We start from the raw sequence: 21,163 nt of genomic DNA, 5'->3' as shown, positions 1-21,163 counted from the left end.
ATCCATTTCGTTCATAATAGGAGTAATTGATTATTTCACACAACGAAGAGAGGAGTTCGTAATCGTATGGGACAAGAAAAACACGTCTTTACCATAGATTGGGCCGGAAGAACGCTTACTGTTGAAACCGGCCAGCTTGCCAAACAGGCAAATGGTGCTGTTATGGTTCGCTACGGCGATACAGCAGTACTCAGTACAGCAACCGCTTCAAAAGAACCGAAACCGCTTGATTTCTTCCCGCTTACTGTAAACTACGAGGAAAGATTGTATGCGGTAGGTAAAATACCTGGCGGGTTTATTAAAAGAGAAGGACGTCCAAGTGAAAAAGCCATTTTGGCGAGCCGTTTAATCGACCGTCCGATCCGGCCTTTGTTCGCCGATGGATTCCGTAATGAAGTTCAAGTCATCAGCATCGTCATGAGTGTTGATCAAGACTGCTCTTCAGAAATGGCTGCTATGTTCGGTTCATCGCTTGCACTTTCTGTATCAGACATCCCGTTTGAAGGACCGATTGCAGGGGTAACTGTCGGACGCATTGACAATCAATTTGTTATTAACCCGACGGTTGATCAGCTTGAGAAAAGTGATATCAATCTTGTCGTTGCCGGAACTAAAGATGCAATTAACATGGTGGAAGCAGGAGCAGACGAAGTTCCTGAGGAAACGATGCTAGAAGCGATTATGTTCGGCCATGATGAGATTAAACGCCTGATTGCATTCCAAGAAGAAATTGTTGCAGCTGTCGGCAAAGAAAAATCAGAAATTAAGCTTTATGAAATTGATGAAGAGCTGAGTGAAAAAGTTAAGGCTTTAGCAGAGCAAGATCTGCTGAAAGCAATCCAGGTTCATGAAAAACATGCCCGTGAAGATGCCATTAATGAAGTGAAAAACACAGTTGTGGCAAAATTCGAGGATGATGAGCATGACGAGGAAACAATTAAACAAGTCAAACAGATTTTGTCCAAGCTTGTCAAAAATGAAGTGCGCCGCCTGATTACTGAAGAGAAAGTAAGACCTGACGGCCGCGGAGTCGATCAAATCCGCCCGCTTTCTTCTGAGGTTGGCCTCTTGCCGAGAACACACGGTTCCGGATTGTTCACAAGAGGACAGACTCAGGCTCTCAGCGTTTGTACGTTAGGTGCTCTCGGAGATGTGCAAATCCTTGATGGTTTAGGTGTCGAAGAATCGAAACGATTTATGCATCATTACAACTTCCCGCAATTCAGCGTCGGGGAAACCGGACCGATGCGCGGACCGGGACGCCGTGAAATCGGACATGGAGCTCTTGGTGAGCGTGCGCTTGAGCCTGTTATTCCGTCTGAAAAAGACTTCCCTTATACTGTCCGTCTTGTATCTGAAGTGCTTGAATCAAACGGTTCCACTTCTCAGGCAAGTATCTGTGCAAGCACACTTGCGATGATGGATGCCGGTGTACCGATTAAAGCACCAGTCGCAGGTATTGCAATGGGACTTGTCAAATCAGGCGAGCATTATACTGTTCTGACTGATATTCAAGGCATGGAAGATGCGCTTGGAGACATGGACTTTAAAGTTGCCGGAACTGCAAAGGGCGTAACGGCGCTGCAAATGGACATTAAAATTGAAGGCCTTTCCAGAGAGATTCTTGAAGAAGCGCTTCAGCAGGCGAAAAAAGGAAGAATGGAAATCCTCAACAGTATGCTTGCTACTTTAAGCGAATCAAGAAAAGAGCTTTCTCAATATGCGCCTAAGATTTTAACAATGGCTATTAATCCTGATAAAATCCGCGATGTCATCGGACCTAGCGGAAAACAAATCAATAAAATCATCGAAGAGACCGGTGTTAAAATTGATATCGAGCAGGATGGCACAATCTTTATTTCATCGACAGTTGAAAGCAGCAACCAAAAAGCGAAGAAAATCATCGAAGACCTCGTCAGAGAGGTTGAAGTCGGCCAGCTTTACTTAGGTAAAGTGAAACGAATTGAAAAGTTCGGTGCTTTCGTTGAAATTTTCAGCGGAAAAGATGGTTTGGTGCACATTTCAGAGCTTGCGCTTGAGCGCGTAGGAAAAGTTGAAGATGTTGTCAAAATCGGAGACGAGATTCTTGTGAAGGTTACAGAAATCGATAAGCAAGGACGGGTCAACTTGTCTCGTAAAGCAGTGCTCCGTGAAGAGAAAGAAAAAGAAGAACAAAAATCTTAAATGAAAACATAAAAGGAGCCTGGGAGACCCGGCTTCTTTATTTTGACGCTTTAAAAAGCAAGCGGGTTCTACCTTGTCCTTCTCCTTCATAATGTGAGGTGAGGGGGGACAGAACATGTACAAAAAATTTGTACCGTTTGCCGTTTTTTTATTTCTTTTTTTTGTTTCATTCGAGATGATGAAAAATCCGCACACACTTGATTATATAGGGGCAATGAAACAAGATACGGTGACCGTCTCGGCGTCCAAAGACCCGTTATATGAAGAATTGCTTCAAAAGGCGCCAGATTATGAAGTAAAGCCTCAGAATGCAAGGATAGACAAGGTGTGGAAAAGCATTCCCGGTTACAATGGTTTAAAGGTCAATGTTGAAAAATCATATAAAAAAATGAAAAAGCACGGTGAGTTTCGGGAAAACGATTTAGTGTACAGTCAAGTAAAACCAAGCGTTCATCTTGAGTCTCTTCAGCCAGAGCCTATTTACAAAGGGAATCCGGAAAAACCGATGGTGGCTTTTTTAATTAATGTGGCATGGGGAAACGAATATTTGGAAAGAATGCTCCCTATCCTTCAAAAGCATAACGTGAAGGCTACGTTTTTTCTGGAAGGCAATTGGGTGAAAAACAATGAACAGCTGGCTAAAAAGATTGCGGAAAAAGGACATGAAATCGGAAATCATTCATACAATCATCCGGATATGAGCAAACTGACTACAGGAAGAATTTCCGAACAGCTCGACAAGACGAATGAGCAAATAGAAAAAACGCTCGGCGTCAAGCCGAAATGGTTCGCTCCGCCAAGCGGGAGTTTCAGGAAAGCGGTTGTTGACATTGCAGCTGAGAAACATATGGGAACAGTGATGTGGACAGTTGATACAATCGACTGGAAAAAACCGGCTCCGTCTGTACTTCAAACGCGGGTGTTAAGCAAGATACATAATGGTGCCATGATTTTAATGCATCCGACCGATCCCACGGCGGAAAGTCTTGAAGCGCTGATTACAAAGATAAAAGATAAAGGATATGCGCTTGGAACAGTCACTGAACTAATGGATGAAACAAGACTGTTGAAGTAACAGGGCAGGCAGCCAGTCTTTGAATAGGAGGAACAAATTTGATTAAACGATATACGTGTCAAAATGGTGTAAGAGTTGTGCTTGAAAATAACCCGACAGTCCGTTCTGTCGCGATCGGCGTTTGGATTGGTACAGGCTCGCGGCACGAAACGCCGGAGATAAATGGGATTTCCCACTTTTTGGAGCATATGTTCTTCAAAGGGACGAGCACAAGATCTGCACGTGAGATAGCAGAATCTTTTGATCGTATTGGCGGTCAGGTCAATGCGTTTACCTCAAAGGAATATACCTGCTATTATGCAAAGGTGCTTGATGAGCATGCGAATTACGCACTTGACGTATTAGCAGATATGTTCTTTCATTCCACTTTTGATGAAAACGAGCTGAAAAAAGAAAAAAATGTGGTTTACGAAGAAATAAAAATGTATGAAGACGCGCCCGATGATATTGTCCATGATTTACTGAGCAAAGCCACGTACGGGAATCATTCTTTAGGCTATCCGATTCTAGGCACAGAGGAAACGCTTGATTCCTTTAACGGCGACTCTCTCAGACAATACATGCATGATTATTATACGCCGGACCGTGTCGTTATTTCTGTAGCGGGTAATATTTCAGAAAGCTTTATAAAAAATGTAGAAAAATGGTTCGGATCATACGAGGCAAAAGGCAAAGCGACAGGTCTACAGAAGCCCGGATTCCATACAGAAAAACTCACAAGAAAAAAAGAAACAGAACAAGCCCATTTATGTCTGGGATTTAAAGGGCTGGAAGTCGGTCATGAAAAGATTTATGATTTGATCGTCCTCAATAATGTGCTCGGAGGCAGCATGAGCAGCCGCCTGTTCCAAGATGTTCGTGAAGATAAAGGGCTCGCTTATTCTGTTTACAGCTATCACAGCTCATATGAGGACAGCGGCATGCTCACTATTTATGGCGGAACAGGTGCAAATCAGCTTCAGCAGCTGTCAGAAACCATTCAAGAAACCCTTGCAACATTAAAGCGCGACGGCATAACACCGAAAGAGCTGGAAAACAGCAAGGAGCAAATGAAGGGAAGCCTAATGCTGAGCTTAGAAAGCACGAACAGCAAAATGAGCCGAAACGGTAAAAATGAACTGCTGCTCGGAAAACACAAAACATTAGACGAAATTATTAATGAATTAAACGCTGTAAACTTAGAACGTGTCAACGGTCTTGCCAGACAAATGTTTACGAATGACTATTCTCTGGCTCTTATCAGCCCTTCCGGCAATATGCCGTCATAAATCTGAAATGCCTGCCCTGAAACGGAGCAGGCATTTTTTTATCCTTTTGATCATACATAGTACAAGGGGGTGACAGAGATGCGACTCAGTGAATTATCCGGGAAGGAAATTGTCGACATCAAAAGAGCTGAACGGCTGGGAGTACTGGGTCAGACCGATTTAGAAATCAATGAACAGGATGGTCAGATCACAGCGCTCCTCATTCCGACAGTCAAATGGTTTGGTTTGAGAAAACACGGTCAAGACATTCGTGTCCCCTGGAATCATATTCAAAAGATCGGATCAGATATGATCATTTTAGATGTCCCTGAGGAAATTTCTCCTCACCAAGAGTAACTATAGAAAAAGCCCAACTCTGCAGGTCATGGGCTTTCATGAAAACATCCAAACATCGGCTGAATCAGCCGATGTTTTTTTGTGTGAAAAAAGCGTATGTTTTAATTCACCGCTATTTCCTTTTGATCATAAGATGAAGGGGAGCTTAACAGCTAGGGATCCAGTATATACAAAGAAGGTGAACGTTTAACATGTTAACCGGATTGAAAATTGCAGTTATCGGCGGTGACGCAAGACAGCTCGAAATTATTAGAAAGCTCACTGAACAGCAGACTGACATCTATCTCGTCGGTTTTGACCAATTGGATCACGGTTTTACCGGAGCTGTAAAATGCAACATTGATGAAATTCCTTATCAGCAAATAGACAGTATCATTCTTCCTGTGTCTGCGACAACAGGAGAAGGTGTCGTATCAACCGTATTTTCAAATGAAGAAGTTGTTTTAAAACAGGAGCACCTCAATCAAACGCCTGCACACTGTGTCATTTTCTCAGGGATTTCTAACGCCTATTTAGAAAACATTGCAGCTCAAGCAAACAGAAAACTTGTTAAGCTGTTTGAGCGGGATGACATTGCGATATACAATTCTATTCCGACAGTAGAAGGAACCATCATGCTGGCCATTCAGCACACAGATTATACGATACACGGATCTCAGGTGGCGGTTCTCGGGCTGGGACGCACCGGAATGACGATCGCCCGTACATTTGCCGCGCTTGGAGCGAATGTAAAGGTCGGGGCAAGAAGTTCAGCGCATCTGGCGCGCATCACCGAAATGGGGCTCGTTCCGTTTCACACTGATGAACTCAAAGAGCATGTCAAAGATATAGATATTTGTATTAATACCATACCGAGCATGATTTTGAATCAAACTGTGCTTTCTCGCATGACACCGAAAACCTTAATATTGGATCTGGCTTCACGTCCCGGCGGAACCGATTTTAAATATGCTGAAAAACAAGGGATTAAGGCACTCCTTGCCCCTGGTTTGCCGGGGATTGTCGCTCCTAAAACAGCCGGGCAGATCCTCGCCAATGTCTTGAGCAAGCTTTTGGCTGAACTACATGCTGAGGAGGGGAAATAAGAATGTCGTCACTAAAAGGGAAAAGAATCGGATTTGGACTGACAGGCTCGCATTGCACATATGAAGCGGTGTTTCCGCAAATTGAGGCGCTAGTCAATGAAGGAGCGGAAGTCCGGCCGGTTGTCACATTTACTGTAAAATCGACTGATACACGCTTTGGAGAAGGAGCGGAATGGGTTAAAAAGATTGAAGACCTTACCGGATATGAGGCAATTGATTCAATTGTAAAGGCTGAACCCCTCGGGCCAAAGCTTCCGCTGGACTGCATGGTAATTGCTCCTTTAACCGGAAACTCGATGAGCAAGCTCGCCAACGCCATGACAGACAGCCCTGTACTGATGGCTGCAAAAGCAACAATCAGAAACAATCGGCCGGTCGTTCTCGGTATATCAACAAATGACGCTCTCGGTTTAAACGGCTCAAACCTAATGAGGCTCATGTCTACCAAAAATATCTTCTTTATTCCATTTGGGCAAGACGATCCCTTCAAAAAACCGAATTCAATGGTTGCCAAAATGGATCTGCTTCCTCAAACCGTTCAAAAGGCGCTGATGCATCAGCAGCTTCAGCCGATTCTCGTTGATAATTATCAGGGAAATGACTAAATATACAGAAAATCTTTCCCAAACAAAAAATTTCGATCATTACCCGCATATTCTATGGTAAAATAAAACGTAAAATTATAGTCAAATCAATTCAATGAAGCTGATTGGCGGAAGGAGTTTTACAGATGGGAAGAGGTTTACACGTAGCTGTTGTCGGAGCGACAGGAGCTGTAGGACAACAAATGCTTAAAACACTTGAAGACAGAAATTTTGAAATGGACACACTTACATTGCTATCTTCAAAACGCTCTGCTGGTACCCAAGTCACGTTTAAAGGCCAAGAGCTGACTGTACAGGAAGCTTCTCCTGAAAGCTTTGAAGGAGTAGATATTGCTTTGTTCAGCGCCGGCGGAAGCGTATCACAGGCATTGGCACCCGAAGCTGTAAAACGCGGCGCTATTGTTATAGATAATACAAGTGCGTTCCGCATGGACGAAAATACACCGCTTATTGTGCCTGAAGTTAACGAGGCAGACTTACACGAACACAACGGCATTATTGCCAACCCTAACTGCTCTACAATTCAAATGGTGGCTGCGCTGGAACCGATCCGCAAAGCTTACGGCTTAAACAAAGTTATCGTATCAACTTACCAAGCGGTATCAGGAGCGGGAAATGAAGCTGTAAAAGAGCTGTACAGCCAAACAGAGGCGATTTTGAACAACGAAGAAATCAAACCAGAGATTATGCCTGTAAAAGGGGATAAAAAACACTATCAAATCGCTTTCAATGCGGTTCCGCAAATTGATAAATTCCAAGATAACGGCTATACGTTTGAGGAAATGAAAATGATAAATGAAACGAAAAAAATCATGCACATGCCTGAGCTTCAAGTAGCGGCTACATGTGTGAGACTTCCGATTGAAACCGGCCATTCAGAGTCCGTTTACATCGAAGTAGACCGAGATGACGCTACTGTGGAAGATATTAAAAATCTATTAAAAGAAGCTCCTGGCATTACACTTCAGGACGACCCAAGCCAGCAGCTTTATCCGATGCCTGCCGATGCAGTCGGCAAAAACGATGTGTTTGTAGGCCGCATCCGCAAAGATTTGGACAGAGCAAACGGTTTTCATTTATGGGTAGTTTCTGATAACCTATTAAAAGGCGCGGCATGGAACTCTGTTCAAATTGCAGAAAGCCTGAAAAAACTAAACCTCGTATAAAAGAAAGAATTTCCCAAGACGAATAGAAGAGAGTAAGGCGCAAATAGCCTGCTCTCTTCTGTTACGTCCGAATAATTTGGAGTGAAAACAGTGAAGATAATTGTTCAGAAGTTTGGCGGGACATCTGTAAAAGATGACAAAGGCCGTAAACTGGCTTTAGAGCACATTAAAGAAGCAATCAGTGAAGGATATAAGGTTGTCGTTGTCGTTTCTGCGATGGGCCGGAAGGGTGATCCGTACGCAACAGACTCTCTGTTGGGACTGCTTTACGGCGACCAGTCTGCGATTTCCCCGAGAGAGCAGGATCTGCTTTTATCATGCGGAGAGACGATTTCTTCTGTCGTCTTTACGAGCATGCTGCTGGATAACGGTGTAAAAGCATCTGCGCTGACAGGGGCTCAGGCTGGGTTCTTAACGAATGATCAGCATACAAATGCGAAAATCCTTGAAATGAAACCGGAGCGTTTATTCAGTGTGCTTGCGAATCATGACGCAGTAGTCGTCGCAGGATTCCAAGGCGCTACTGAAAAGGGAGATACAACAACGATCGGAAGAGGGGGCAGCGATACATCTGCAGCTGCACTTGGGGCGGCAATTGACGCTGAATACATCGATATTTTTACAGATGTTGAAGGTGTGATGACTGCTGATCCGAGAGTAGTGGAAAACGCGAAACCGCTTCCTGTGGTAACATATACAGAAATCTGCAACCTGGCGTACCAGGGAGCGAAAGTGATTCATCCGCGAGCTGTGGAGATTGCGATGCAGGCTAAGGTTCCGATTCGCGTCCGCTCAACATATTCCAAAGATAAAGGCACATTGGTGACATCACATCATTCTTCCAATGTCGGCAGTGATGTTTTTGAACGGCTGATTACCGGAATTGCCCATGTCAAAGATGTCACACAGTTCAAAGTGCCTTCAAAAATCGGTCAGTATAACGTTCAGACGGAAGTTTTTAAAGCGATGGCGAGTGCAGGGATCAGCGTTGATTTCTTTAACATTACACCTAGTGAAATCGTTTATACGGTGGCTGGGAACAAGACGGAAACAGCTCAGCGCATCTTAATGGATATGGGCTATGACCCGATGGTGACGAAAAACTGCGCAAAAGTGTCGGCGGTCGGTGCCGGTATCATGGGCGTCCCGGGTGTAACGTCTAAAATTGTGACAGCTCTATCAGAGAAAGAGATTCCTATTCTGCAGTCGGCGGACAGCCACACGACCATCTGGGTGCTTGTCCATGAAGAGGACATGGTTCCTGCTGTAAACGCTTTGCATGAAGTGTTTGAACTTTCTAAGTAAATGTGATTGAATCATGATGAGGTGAAAAAAATGAATTTCGGAAATGTGTCTACAGCTATGATTACACCTTTTGACAATAAAGGAAATGTAGACTTTCAAAAATTGTCTACACTGATTGATTACTTGTTGAAAAATGGAACAGATTCTTTAGTAGTAGCGGGAACAACAGGAGAATCGCCAACCCTTTCAACAGAAGAAAAAATAGCGTTATTTGAATATACGGTCAAAGAAGTGAACGGCCGGGTGCCTGTCATTGCGGGTACTGGCAGCAACAATACGAAAGATTCCATTAAGCTGACCAAAAAAGCTGAGGAAGCAGGCGTGGATGCAGTGATGCTTGTTACGCCGTATTATAATAAACCTTCACAAGAAGGAATGTATCAGCATTTTAAAGCTGTTGCTTCTGAAACATCTCTTCCGGTTATGCTGTACAATGTGCCGGGCCGCACCGTTGCTTCTCTTGCTCCTGAGACAACAATCCGTTTGGCGGCGGATATTCCGAATGTTGTTGCGATTAAAGAAGCGAGCGGAGATCTCGAAGCGATTACAAAAATTGTTGCGGAAACGCCTGAAGATTTCTCCGTTTATTCTGGGGATGACGCCTTGACGCTTCCTGTTCTGTCAGTAGGAGGAAGAGGTGTCGTTTCAGTCGCAAGCCATATCGTAGGCTCTGATATGCAGCAAATGATCAAAAATTATACAAATGGGCAAACAGCTAACGCGGCACTGATTCACCAGAAACTGCTGCCGATTATGAAGGAACTGTTTAAAGCGCCTAACCCGGCTCCTGTGAAAACAGCTCTTCAGCTGAAAGGCCTTGATGTCGGTTCAGTGCGTCTTCCTCTCATCCCATTAAACGAAGATGAACGTCTGAGCTTAAGCAGCGCGATCAGCGAACTGTAAGAAAAATTTCATACAGTGAAACAAACGCGGTCATTCTCATTCCACCTGAGTTTGACCGTTTCTTATACATATTGGTTTTCCCTAAACCTTCTGCTTTATCTTGTTTTCTAAATTTACTTTCAGTTATAATAGGAACAAGTGATGATGGACGGGTATGAGACTAGGAGGATATAGATTTTGAAAAAGAAAAATACAGAAAACGTTAGAATTATCGCCCTTGGCGGTGTCGGAGAGATTGGGAAGAACCTTTATGTCATTGAAATTGATTCAGACATATTTGTCGTTGATGCCGGCCTTATGCATCCAGAAAACGAAATGCTCGGTATTGATGTGGTGATTCCTGACATATCATATTTGATTGAACGATCTGAACGCGTTAAGGCTATCTTTTTAACACATGGGCATGATGAGAATATCGGCGGCGTTTTTTACTTATTAAACAAGCTGTCTGTTCCTGTATACGGAACAAAGCTAACGCTTGCACTATTAAGAGAAAAATTAAAACAATACGGACATAACCGAAAAGCTGATTTAAGAGAAATTCACTCAAAATCTGTCATTACATTTGAATCAACAAAGGTATCGTTCTTTAATACGATCCACAGTATCCCTGATTCAGTAGGCGTCAGTTTAAAAACATCACTTGGATCTATTGTATGCACGGGAGACTTCAAATTTGACCAAACACCCGCACTTAATCAATCGTGCGACATTGGCGAGATTGCCAAAATTGGCAACAGCGGCGTCCTTGCTCTGCTTTCTGACAGTGCTAATGCAGAACGTCCGGGTTACACCCCTTCGGAGGCTGCTGTCAGCGGAGAGATTTCGGACGCGCTGTACAATTCAGAGAACCGGGTAATCATTGCCGTTTTCGCATCCAATATTAACCGGATTCAGCAAGTCATTCATGCAGCGGCTCAAAATGGCAGAAAGATTGCCATTGCCGGAAAAAACCTTCAATCGATCCTTCAGCTTGCAAGAAAGCTTGGATATATTGAAGCAGATGATGAACTGTTTATTTCGATTCAGGACGTCAAAAAATATCCGAAGCGTGAAGTAGCGATTGTAACTGCCGGCAGCCATGGTGAACCGTTGGCAGCTCTGACAAGAATGGCAAACAAAGCTCATAAGCAGCTGAATATCGAAGAAGGGGATACAGTTGTCATTGCATCCACTCCGATCCCTGGGCAGGAACTCATTTATTCTAAAACAGTTGATTTGCTTGCCAGAGCCGGCGCACAAGTCATTTTTGCCCAAAAGCGTGTGCATGTATCTGGACACGGCTCACAGGAAGAGTTAAAGCTGATGATCAATCTGCTTAAACCAAAATATTTAATTCCTGTAAACGGCGAATACAGAATGCAAAAGGCTCATTCGAAAATCGCTGAAGAAATCGGCATGAAGCGCAGTGATATCTTCTTAATTGAAAAAGGAGACGTTGTCGAGTTCCGCGGCCAAAACGTAAAGATCGGTGACAAAGTGCCATACGGCAATATTTTAATCGACGGTTTAGGTGTAGGCGACATCGGAAATATTGTGCTGAGAGACCGCCGCTTACTTTCACAAGACGGCATACTGATTGTTGTCATTACACTTGATAAACAAAAGAAACATCTTGTATCAGGTCCTGAGATTATCACACGCGGTTTTGTTTATGTAAGAGAGTCTGAAGGCCTTATCGTACAGGCTACTGAGCTTGTACGCTCTATCGTGACAGAAGCAACTGAAACATCAAACGTTGAATGGTCAACGCTTAAGCAGGCAATGCGAGATGCTTTGAACCAATTCCTATATGAAAAAACAAAACGTAAACCGATGATCATCCCAATTATTATGGAAGTCTAATGTAAACGTAAGACCGGACCTGTTCCGGTCTTTATTTTTTTGCCTGTTAAGCCGGGATTGAATTGAAGATCTTTGTTCATAATACAAAGAGAAACTCGGAAAGGGTGAAAGCGAAATGGATCATCGTATGGAAAATACAGAAGAAGAACGTCCCGAAAAAAATGATGCGAAAGACAGCATTATGAATAAAATACAGCAGCTAGGGGAAACGACACTTCCGCAGCTGCCGCAAGATACAAATATCCATTGTCTGACCATTATCGGACAAATAGAAGGCCATGTTCAGCTGCCTCCGCAAAACAAAACAACAAAATATGAACATGTAATCCCGCAAATCGTAGCCATTGAGCAGAATCCAAAAATTGAAGGTTTGCTTATTATATTAAATACAGTCGGCGGAGATGTAGAAGCGGGTCTTGCAATTGCTGAAATGCTTGCATCTTTATCAAAACCGACCGTCTCCATCGTACTTGGCGGAGGACATTCCATCGGTGTACCAATTGCGGTATCTTGTGATTACAGCTATATCGCTGAAACAGCTACCATGACGATTCATCCCGTTCGTCTGACGGGACTGGTGATCGGTGTGCCTCAAACCTTTGAGTACTTGGATAAGATGCAAGAAAGAGTCGTTAACTTTGTAACAAGCCATTCAAATGTAGATGAAGATAAGTTTAAAGAGCTGATGTTTTCAAAAGGAAACTTAACACGCGATATTGGAACAAATGTCGTCGGCAAGGATGCCGTCGAGTATGGACTGATCGATCACGTCGGCGGAGTCGGACAAGCGATTCATAAATTAAATGAGCTGATCGAGGAAGCGAGAGAAGAAGAAGGACGGATGATTCAATGATTTTGTATACCACGATGCCGCAGGAAATTGTTTTCGCGGAACAGAACCAACAGCCAAGTGCACACGAGCAAATTGAATATAGAGGTGTTCCGCTTCTTGTCGAGATGAAAGGTAATGAAGCAGAGGTGATTCAAGTCATGAGCACTAATCCTATGCACTTTCTGCATCCGGATATTTCTCCGGGACAAAAGCTAAAATTAAACGTATAAGATTCCATCCCTTTTTTAAGGGCAAAATATGCTATAATAGGGGAATCCTACAGAAAAATGCAGCCAGTAAACGGCTGCTTTCTTCATTATGTATGAACTTACATTTTTTAACGCAGTAAGGTGATGAGTGTGGCAAAGAAAAAAAGAAAATCGAGAAAAAAACAGGCAAAACAGCTCAACATAAAATTTGAATTAAACGGATTGCTGTGCATTGCTATCTCAATTATCGCCATTTTACAGCTTGGTGTAGTGGGACAAACCTTTATCTACTTGTTCCGTTTTTTCGCTGGTGAGTGGTTTATTTTATGCTTGTTAGGCTTATTCGTTTTAGGGGTTTCACTATTTTGGAAGAAAAAAACACCGAGTCTTTTAACGAGACGAAAGGCGGGGCTGTACTGCATCATTGCAAGCATTTTGCTGCTTTCTCATGTACAGCTGTTTAAAAATTTGACGAACAGAGGATCCATTGAGTCTGCCAGCGTGATCCGCAATACATGGGAATTATTTTTAATGGACATGAATGGGAGCTCTGCTTCACCTGATTTAGGCGGGGGGATGATCGGGGCGCTTCTGTTTGCGGCTTCACACTTTTTGTTTGCATCAACAGGTTCTCAAATTATGGCGATTGTAATGATTTTGATCGGAATGATTCTGGTCACGGGGCGTTCTCTTCAAGAAACGCTGAAAAAGTGGATGAGCCCGATCGGCCGTTTCATCAAAGAACAATGGTTTGCTTTTATTGATGATATGAAATCAGTCAAAACAAATATGAAATCATCGAAAAAAGTGAAAGCCAATACCAGTAAAAAACAAAAGCCGGCGCGCAAAAAACAGCAAATGGAGCCCGAGCCCGCTGCTGAAGAAGAGGAGCAGGAAATGGTATCGCCTCTCATTCATTCAGAGCCGATTATCTCAAGCTTTTCAGACCGTAATGAAACGGAAGAGCCTCCGGCAGCTGCAGTAAAACAAATTGAGCCGGCCGCAGAACCGCTTCAGGAAAATCAGTCCGAGGCTGACCTTAATGAAACGGCTGCAGCTCCGCCAATGACTTTTACAGAACTTGAAAATAAAGATTATGAGATGCCGTCATTAGATTTATTAGCTGATCCGAAGCATACCGGCCAGCAGGCTGATAAAAAAAATATTTATGAAAATGCCAGAAAGCTGGAACGCACCTTCCAAAGCTTCGGCGTAAAGGCGAAAGTGACACAGGTTCATCTTGGGCCGGCTGTCACGAAATATGAAGTGTATCCGGATGTCGGAGTAAAGGTAAGCAAAATAGTCAACCTAAGTGACGATTTAGCGCTTGCGTTAGCTGCAAAAGACATCAGGATTGAGGCGCCTATTCCAGGTAAATCTGCCATCGGAATAGAAGTTCCAAACGCGGAAGTGGCTATGGTATCGCTGAAGGAAGTGCTTGAATCAAAACTTAATGACAGACCTGATGCAAAACTGTTAATCGGACTTGGCCGTAATATTTCGGGTGAAGCTGTGCTTGCTGAATTAAACAAAATGCCTCATTTGCTTGTCGCAGGCGCGACCGGGAGCGGAAAAAGTGTCTGTGTCAACGGCATTATTACAAGTATTCTGATGCGCGCTAAACCGCATGAAGTGAAAATGATGATGATTGACCCAAAAATGGTTGAACTGAATGTGTACAATGGGATTCCGCATTTGCTTGCTCCGGTGGTAACTGACCCGAAAAAAGCATCACAAGCTTTGAAAAAGGTTGTCAATGAAATGGAACGTCGATACGAATTGTTTTCTCATACAGGAACAAGAAATATTGAAGGGTACAATGATTATATAAAACGCTCCAATAATGAGGGAGAGGCAAAACAGCCGGAGCTTCCATATATCGTGGTCATTGTGGACGAGCTAGCTGATCTGATGATGGTAGCTTCATCTGATGTAGAAGACTCGATTACGAGATTGTCCCAAATGGCACGGGCTGCCGGCATCCATCTTATTATTGCGACACAGCGTCCGTCAGTTGACGTCATTACAGGGGTCATCAAGGCAAATATTCCGTCACGAATCGCATTCAGTGTCTCTTCACAGACGGACTCAAGGACCATTCTGGATATGGGGGGCGCTGAGAAGCTTTTAGGACGAGGAGATATGCTGTTTTTACCTGTCGGGGCTAATAAACCTGTCCGTGTACAAGGAGCCTTTTTGTCAGACGAAGAAGTGGAGCAGGTCGTGGATCATGTCATTACGCAGCAAAAAGCTCAATATCAGGAAGAAATGATTCCTGAGGAAACAACGGAAACCCATACTGAGGTTACCGATGACCTTTATGATGAAGCCGTCGAATTAATCGTCGGCATGCAGACTGCATCCGTATCGATGCTGCAAAGAAGGTTCAGAATCGGGTATACGAGAGCGGCACGCCTGATTGATGCAATGGAAGAACGCGGCGTAGTTGGCCCGTATGAAGGCAGCAAACCAAGGGAAGTCTTAATATCAAAAGAAAAACATGATGAGCTCTCTTCTTAAATGAAGGGAGTTCAATAACAATAATAACATTATGTAAACTGTACACCTTTTTATTTATTTTTTCGACAAAACATGATATAGTTGTCCCAATTGTTCAATAATTTTTATCGAAAGTGGTTTACGGAGGGGAAACATGTCTACAAAAGCTGATAATCGGCACTTGTATTTAAAAGTGATTGAACGAATAAAAGAGGATATTAAAAATGGAATCTACACTGAGAAAGAAAAGCTCCCTTCTGAATTTGAGCTTTCCAAAAAGCTTGGTGTCAGCCGGGCGACTTTGCGTGAAGCACTGCGGATATTGGAAGAAGAGCATGTGATTATCAGAAGGCATGGTGTAGGAACTTTTGTCCATTCTAAGCCGTTATTTCTTTCGGGCATTGAACAGCTGAACAGTGTAACCAAGATGATTGAACAGGCTAATATGATTCCAGGAACGATTTTTCTTTCATCTCAAGTGCTTATGCCGTCTGATGATGATATCAAGAGATTTCATCTGACATCAGGCCAGGAAGTTTTTTATCTTGAACGTGTCAGAACGGCAAACGGACAGCCGATTGTGTATTGTATTGACAAAATTCCGATGGATATATTGCCGGATTCTTTTTCTCACCAGCAAGAGTCTATGTTTGACCTGCTTGAGAAAAATTCAGGCTCTGTGATCAGCTACGCTGTAACTGATATTGAGCCGATCGGCTATCATGATACGATTTCTCCAGTGCTGGAATGCGATCCGGAAACAGCTCTTTTGCTGTTAAAACAAACGCATTACGATCAGCATGATAAACCGGTGCTTTATTCATTAAATTATTTCAGAGCCGATAAATTCAGATTCCATGTTTTGCGTAAACGATTCTAAAAACAGACGCCTGTGATGTGTCTGTTTTTTTATTTGCCTGGTTTATGTTTCTTTGTACATACTTTCACTGCGGTTAACGCAAGATATAAAGGATGACAAAGTGAATGGGTGAAAATGTTGAAAGAAAAAATAGGAATGAAAAATATTATTGCTCTGGCTTCCGTACCGCTTGTTATGACATTAGGGAACTCCATGCTGATTCCCGTGCTTCCGATGATGGAGAAAAAGCTGTCGGTCAGTTCATTTCAAGTGTCATTAATTATCACTGTATATTCGGTGGTAGCGATCATTTGCATTCCGATCGCGGGGTACCTGTCGGATAGATTTGGCAGAAAAAAAGTGCTGCTCCCATGCCTTCTTATTGCGGGAATAGGGGGAGCTGTGGCTGCTTTTGCTTCGACATATATAGACAATCCTTACGCAATGATCTTGGCCGGACGGGTTCTTCAAGGCATCGGTTCAGCGGGTGCAGCTCCCATCGTCATGCCGTTTATCGGCGATCTGTTTAAGGGAGATGATGAAAAGGTCAGTGCCGGTCTTGGCGATATTGAGACCGCTAACACCTCCGGAAAAGTGCTGAGTCCCATACTGGGCGCCTTACTTGCCTCCTGGTACTGGTTCGTCCCGTTTTGGTTTATTCCGTTTTTCTGTTTGATCAGCTTTTTGCTCGTGTTGTTTCTGGTCGAAAAGCCTGAAGAAGATGAGGATGCACCTACAATTTCAGAGTTCCTCAAGAATGTGCGAAAAATCTTTAAACAGGATGGACGATGGCTCTACACAGTTTTTATTATTGGATGCGTCATTATGTTTTTATTATTTGGCGTATTATTTTACTTATCAGATACGCTTGAGAATAAATATACAATTGACGGAGTGGCCAAAGGCGGGCTGCTGGCGATACCTCTTTTATTCCTGTCCAGCAGTTCTTTTATAGCGGGTAAAAAGATCGGCAAAGATAAGGCAAGAATGAAATTTTGCGTCGTTACAGGGATGATTATGTTAAGCCTGTCTTTTATCGGCTTGTGGTGGAACCACAGTTTTTATTTTTTATTTATCTTTTTGAGTTTTGGGGGAATTGGAATCGGAATGGCGCTTCCTGCTTTAGATGCGCTGATAACAGAAGGGATTGAGAGTGAGGAATGCGGAACAATTTCCTCATTTTATAATAGTATGCGCTTTATTGGAGTAGCTCTCGGGCCGCCTGTGTTTGCGGCATTGATGTCTAATGCAAGCTGGCTTATCTTCATTCTTTCCGCGTTTTGCGGGATTGTTTCCTTATTTTTGGTGCTCTTTAATGTAGATGCTAAAAAAAGTGAAGAAGAAAAAAACTTAGGGACGGTTTGACACACCGTCTTTTTTTGCTGAGAAAAATAGCGAATCTCGGCAGAAAACTTGTGATTAAGAGGCATCAAGCAGGAAAAGCTCTTTTTTATTTCCAATAGCGGACGAACAATTAATACGTAAGAGGTTATTGTTTCCTTATAAATCCTACAGTTGCTATAATTACATGAAAGTGTGTTTCTGCGAATGCTGAAATTTGGTCATAATACATACTAATAAGAAATGAACGAAGGAGGTTTCACATGTCATATGTCAATGAAGTCAAAACAAAGCACGGCGGTTTAACCGCACATATTGTAGAAACAGAAAAATTTAAAACCGTCTCGCTTATCTTTAAAATGCTGGCGCCTTTAACAAAGGAGCAAGTTACGAAAAGAGCGCTGTTCCCGCATGTGCTGCTTCGAGGAACAGAAAGCCGTCCGAAAACTGCAGAATTGCGTTCTTATCTGGATGAACTTTACGGCACGTCTGTTTCGGCTGATCTCTCGAAAAAAGGTGAACAGCATGTGATTACATTCAGACTTGAAATTCCGAATGAAAAATATTTAAAAGATCAGACGCCGCTCCTTGAAAAAGGGCTGCAGCTTCTCGCAGAAATCGTCTTTTCACCTGCTTTGGAAGCAGGCGTTTTTCAATCGCAATATGTGGATCAAGAAAAACGAACGCTGAAGCAAAGAATTCAAGCAGTTTATGATGATAAAATGCGTTACTCTAATCTAAGGCTTATACAGGAAATGTGTAAAAACGAACCTTACTCGCTGCACGTCAATGGTGAGATCGACGATGTTGATGCCATTACGGCCGATCAATTATATGAAACATACCGACACGCGATCCAAAAAGACCAGCTTGATTTATATGTTGTCGGCGATGTTGACAGTAAACAAGTGCAAGCTGCTATTGAACAATATTTTCAAACAGAGGAACGCACCCTGGAAACATTTGCAAACAATCATACTGAACAACCTGAGCCCAAAGAAGTCATTGATGAAGAAGACGTCAAACAAGGCAAGCTGAATATTGGCTATCGGACCAATATTACCTTTACAGATCAGGATTATTCAGCTTTACAAGTTTTTAACGGAATGTTCGGCGGCTTTTCTCATTCAAAGCTTTTCATTAATGTTCGGGAAAAAGCCAGTCTCGCTTATTACGCAGCCTCGCGTATCGACAGCTTTAAAGGTTTATTAATGGTGATGTCAGGAATTGAAGTAAAAAACTACAAACAAGCCGTCTCTATTATTGCCGAGCAATTTCAGGCTATGAAAAACGGGGAGTTCAGTGAGCAAGACATCTCACAGACGAAAGCCATGATTCGGAATCAGGTGCTGGAAACAATTGATACTGCGTACGGTTTATCTGAATTTTTATATCAGCAGGCCGCTGCCCAAGTCGATATTCCGATCGAAGATTTCCTTGCCAATATTGAGCGGGTGACAAAAGAGGACATCATAAAAGTCGGCGAAAAGATTCAGCTTGATACGACTTATTTCTTAAAAGGGACGGAGGGTGCATCTTGATAAAACCAATCGAATTTGAACAGCTTCAGGAGACGCTGTATCATGAAAAAATGTCAAACGGCCTGGACGTATACGTTTTGCCGAAAAAAGGCTTCAACAAGACGTATGCGGTATTCACAACAAAGTACGGGTCTATAGATAATCAGTTTGCCCCTCTTGGAAAAGACGAGATGGTTCAAGTTCCGGACGGGATTGCCCATTTTCTTGAACATAAGCTGTTTGAAAAAGCTGATGGAGATGTTTTTCAAGATTTCAGTAAACAGGGTGCCTCTGCCAATGCGTTCACGTCATTTACAAGAACGGCTTATCTATTCTCAAGCACCTCTAATGTGGAACGCAATTTGGAGACACTGATTGATTTTGTGCAGGATCCTTATTTTACAGAAAAAACGGTGGAAAAGGAAAAAGGTATTATCGGCCAGGAAATTAACATGTATGATGATAACCCTGACTGGAGGCTTTACTTCGGGGTGATTGAAAACATGTACAAAGATCATCCTGTTAAAATAGACATAGCCGGCACGGTAGAAAGTATATCCCATATCACAAAGGACCTTCTTTATGAATGCTATGAGACGTTTTATCATCCGAGCAATATGCTTCTCTTTATAGTCGGCCCTGTTGATCCTGAAGCTATCATTTCTCAGGTAAGAGAAAATCAGGAAAGAAAACCGTATACAGATCAGCCGGAAATTAAACGGGAAGAAGTAAAAGAACAAGAAGCTGTTTTCCGGAAAGAAAAAGAAATTAAAATGAATGTTCAGGGACCGAAATGTCTCGTCGGGCTGAAATCAAAGCATCCGTATAAATTAGGGAAAGAGCTGCTCAAGCATGAACTTACAATGAACCTATTGCTTGAATCTTTGTTCGGCAAAAGCTCTGCCCAATATGAGTCCCTTTATGAAAAAGGGTATATAGATGAAACGTTCAGCTTTGATTTTACGGCTGAATATGGGTTCGGTTTTGCGGCCATTGGCGGAGACACGCCTGAACCGGATAAATTGGCTGAAGACATTTCAGGCAAGCTGCTTCGTGCCGGTGAAATCATCACCGCTGAGAAGATTGAACTTGCCAGAAAGAAAAAAATCGGGTCATTTTTAAAGGCATTAAACTCACCTGAATACATCGCCAACCAATTCACTCGCTATGCATTTTTGGAGATGAGCCTGTTTGATATCGTAACTGTTCTCGAGCAGATCACCCTTGAGGATGTGCAGCAAATCATACAAGAGGAAATTGCTGAGGACAGACTGACTGTCTGCAAAGTGGTTCCTAAATCTTAACATGCATCCCTCCAAGTGAGGGGTGTTTTTCTGCGGAAAGAAGGAAAGAGGATGAAAAAAACAGCATTAGTGACCGGGGCGAGCGGCGGTATCGGCAAAAGCATAAGTGAATCGCTTGCAGCAGAGGGATATGATCTGCTTTTGCACTACAATCAGAATGAAAGCGCGGCAGCAGAGCTTGCTGAAAAACTGAAACGGTCATTTGGCATATATGCTGATATGTTGCAAGGAGATCTCTCCACTCCCACTGGCGCTGATGAACTAACAAAATCAATTGTTCAGCCGGTTGATGCGATCGTTTTAAACAGCGGCAGAAGCCATTTCGGGCTGATTACTGATGTAGATAATGCTACGGTACAGGAAATGGTTCAGCTGCATGTGGCAAGTCCTTACATGCTGACGAGAAACCTTCTTCCAGGCATGATCCGTAACAAATCGGGAGCGATCGTGGCAGTCAGCTCTATTTGGGGAGAGACTGGCGCATCGTGTGAGGTGCTGTACAGCATGGCAAAGGGAGCGCAGCACTCGTTTGTAAAAGGACTGGCTAAGGAGCTGGCCCCAAGCGGTATCAGGGTCAACGCAGTAGCGCCGGGTGCTGTAGATACAAACATGATGAATCAATTCAATCCGGATGAATTAGAAGAGATCGCTGATGAAATCCCGATCGGCAGGCTTGCACAGCCGAAAGAAGTTGCCGAGGCGGCAGCATTTCTCCTGTCTGAAAAAGCTTCCTATATTACTGGACAGATTCTGTCAGTTAACGGCGGCTGGCACTGCTGATGCAAAATAAAATGTGTATAGTTTCTTTTAAGAAGGACAAAATAATT

Annotated in this window: 18 protein-coding genes; all 18 read left to right on the top strand. The window is 43.1% G+C overall.

The window, feature by feature from the left end; all coding sequences use genetic code 11:
* Positions 1-66: 66 nt before the first annotated feature.
* The 18 genes from pnp to ymfI all read left to right on the top strand — a co-directional run bounded on the left by pnp (position 67) and on the right by ymfI (position 21,116).
* Positions 67-2,184 carry a polyribonucleotide nucleotidyltransferase gene (gene pnp / locus M1D69_RS12050; protein ID WP_458105961.1) on the top strand — a complete coding sequence of 706 codons (2,118 nt, stop codon included), beginning with the start codon at positions 67-69 and terminating at the stop codon, positions 2,182-2,184.
* Between the two features lie 115 nt (positions 2,185-2,299).
* A complete protein-coding gene (locus tag M1D69_RS12045) occupies positions 2,300-3,259 on the top strand; it encodes a polysaccharide deacetylase family protein (RefSeq protein ID WP_458105962.1) in 960 nt (319 codons plus the stop codon).
* A 38-nt stretch (positions 3,260-3,297) separates the two neighbouring features.
* On the top strand, positions 3,298-4,527 hold the full coding sequence (locus tag M1D69_RS12040) for a M16 family metallopeptidase (RefSeq protein ID WP_458105963.1): 1,230 nt from the start codon (positions 3,298-3,300) through the stop codon (positions 4,525-4,527).
* Positions 4,528-4,605: 78 nt separating this feature from the next.
* Positions 4,606-4,863, top strand: coding sequence for a YlmC/YmxH family sporulation protein (locus tag M1D69_RS12035; RefSeq protein WP_010334291.1), 258 nt, complete (start codon positions 4,606-4,608; stop codon positions 4,861-4,863).
* 191 nt (positions 4,864-5,054) lie between these two features.
* A complete protein-coding gene (gene dpaA, locus M1D69_RS12030) occupies positions 5,055-5,948 on the top strand; it encodes a dipicolinic acid synthetase subunit A (RefSeq protein ID WP_458105964.1) in 894 nt (297 codons plus the stop codon).
* 2 nt (positions 5,949-5,950) lie between these two features.
* Entirely contained in the window at positions 5,951-6,553 is a 603-nt protein-coding gene (gene dpaB / locus M1D69_RS12025; protein WP_069486540.1) for a dipicolinate synthase subunit B, read from the top strand.
* A 125-nt stretch (positions 6,554-6,678) separates the two neighbouring features.
* The gene (gene asd, locus M1D69_RS12020) at positions 6,679-7,719 is read left to right on the top strand and encodes an aspartate-semialdehyde dehydrogenase (RefSeq protein WP_458105965.1); all 1,041 of its coding nucleotides are present in this window, start codon (positions 6,679-6,681) and stop codon (positions 7,717-7,719) included.
* A 90-nt stretch (positions 7,720-7,809) separates the two neighbouring features.
* A complete protein-coding gene (gene dapG, locus M1D69_RS12015) occupies positions 7,810-9,024 on the top strand; it encodes an aspartate kinase (RefSeq protein ID WP_024121441.1) in 1,215 nt (404 codons plus the stop codon).
* 30 nt (positions 9,025-9,054) lie between these two features.
* Entirely contained in the window at positions 9,055-9,927 is an 873-nt protein-coding gene (gene dapA, locus M1D69_RS12010; protein ID WP_024121442.1) for a 4-hydroxy-tetrahydrodipicolinate synthase, read from the top strand.
* 177 nt (positions 9,928-10,104) lie between these two features.
* Complete coding sequence (gene rnjB / locus M1D69_RS12005) at positions 10,105-11,772, top strand: ribonuclease J2 (RefSeq protein WP_458105966.1); 1,668 nt, start codon at positions 10,105-10,107, stop codon at positions 11,770-11,772.
* Positions 11,773-11,887: 115 nt separating this feature from the next.
* A complete protein-coding gene (gene tepA, locus M1D69_RS12000) occupies positions 11,888-12,625 on the top strand; it encodes a translocation-enhancing protein TepA (RefSeq protein ID WP_105954253.1) in 738 nt (245 codons plus the stop codon).
* A complete protein-coding gene (locus M1D69_RS11995) occupies positions 12,622-12,834 on the top strand; it encodes a YlzJ-like family protein (RefSeq protein ID WP_024121444.1) in 213 nt (70 codons plus the stop codon). The genes tepA and M1D69_RS11995 overlap by 4 nt, the downstream gene beginning before the upstream one ends.
* Before the next feature lie 129 nt (positions 12,835-12,963).
* Entirely contained in the window at positions 12,964-15,333 is a 2,370-nt protein-coding gene (gene spoIIIE, locus M1D69_RS11990) for a DNA translocase SpoIIIE (protein WP_458105967.1), read from the top strand.
* Positions 15,334-15,466: 133 nt separating this feature from the next.
* Positions 15,467-16,192, top strand: a complete 726-nt coding sequence (locus M1D69_RS11985; RefSeq protein ID WP_059292764.1) for a GntR family transcriptional regulator — start codon at positions 15,467-15,469, stop codon at positions 16,190-16,192.
* Between the two features lie 135 nt (positions 16,193-16,327).
* A complete protein-coding gene (gene bcbE / locus M1D69_RS11980) occupies positions 16,328-17,536 on the top strand; it encodes a bacillibactin exporter BcbE (protein ID WP_458105968.1) in 1,209 nt (402 codons plus the stop codon).
* Positions 17,537-17,775: 239 nt separating this feature from the next.
* Complete coding sequence (gene yfmF, locus M1D69_RS11975) at positions 17,776-19,053, top strand: EF-P 5-aminopentanol modification-associated protein YfmF (protein ID WP_458105969.1); 1,278 nt, start codon at positions 17,776-17,778, stop codon at positions 19,051-19,053.
* A complete protein-coding gene (gene yfmH / locus M1D69_RS11970; protein WP_458105970.1) occupies positions 19,050-20,336 on the top strand; it encodes an EF-P 5-aminopentanol modification-associated protein YfmH in 1,287 nt (428 codons plus the stop codon). Before yfmF ends, yfmH begins: the two co-directional genes overlap by 4 nt.
* A 51-nt stretch (positions 20,337-20,387) precedes the next feature.
* The gene (gene ymfI / locus M1D69_RS11965; protein ID WP_458105971.1) at positions 20,388-21,116 is read left to right on the top strand and encodes an elongation factor P 5-aminopentanone reductase; all 729 of its coding nucleotides are present in this window, start codon (positions 20,388-20,390) and stop codon (positions 21,114-21,116) included.
* Positions 21,117-21,163 lie beyond the last annotated feature (47 nt).

The organism is Bacillus sp. PK3-037 (genome assembly GCF_054161355.1).
Note: the sequence above shows the minus strand (reverse complement) of the source record. Positions and strands in the feature narration are given on the sequence as shown.

Excerpts from the sequence above, each read along its gene's own strand:
- ymfI (WP_458105971.1), top strand. The coding sequence starts at position 20,388 with ATGAAAAAAACAGCATTAGTGACCGGGGCGAGCGGCGGTATCGGCAAA.
- dpaB (WP_069486540.1), top strand. The coding sequence starts at position 5,951 with ATGTCGTCACTAAAAGGGAAAAGAATCGGATTTGGACTGACAGGCTCG.
- tepA (WP_105954253.1), top strand. The coding sequence starts at position 11,888 with ATGGATCATCGTATGGAAAATACAGAAGAAGAACGTCCCGAAAAAAAT.
- asd (WP_458105965.1), top strand. The coding sequence starts at position 6,679 with ATGGGAAGAGGTTTACACGTAGCTGTTGTCGGAGCGACAGGAGCTGTA.
- M1D69_RS12035 (WP_010334291.1), top strand. The coding sequence starts at position 4,606 with ATGCGACTCAGTGAATTATCCGGGAAGGAAATTGTCGACATCAAAAGA.
- dpaA (WP_458105964.1), top strand. The coding sequence starts at position 5,055 with ATGTTAACCGGATTGAAAATTGCAGTTATCGGCGGTGACGCAAGACAG.
- M1D69_RS11985 (WP_059292764.1), top strand. The coding sequence starts at position 15,467 with ATGTCTACAAAAGCTGATAATCGGCACTTGTATTTAAAAGTGATTGAA.
- dapA (WP_024121442.1), top strand. The coding sequence starts at position 9,055 with ATGAATTTCGGAAATGTGTCTACAGCTATGATTACACCTTTTGACAAT.
- yfmF (WP_458105969.1), top strand. The coding sequence starts at position 17,776 with ATGTCATATGTCAATGAAGTCAAAACAAAGCACGGCGGTTTAACCGCA.
- pnp (WP_458105961.1), top strand. The coding sequence starts at position 67 with ATGGGACAAGAAAAACACGTCTTTACCATAGATTGGGCCGGAAGAACG.
- bcbE (WP_458105968.1), top strand. The coding sequence starts at position 16,328 with ATGAAAAATATTATTGCTCTGGCTTCCGTACCGCTTGTTATGACATTA.
- M1D69_RS11995 (WP_024121444.1), top strand. The coding sequence starts at position 12,622 with ATGATTTTGTATACCACGATGCCGCAGGAAATTGTTTTCGCGGAACAG.
- M1D69_RS12045 (WP_458105962.1), top strand. The coding sequence starts at position 2,300 with ATGTACAAAAAATTTGTACCGTTTGCCGTTTTTTTATTTCTTTTTTTT.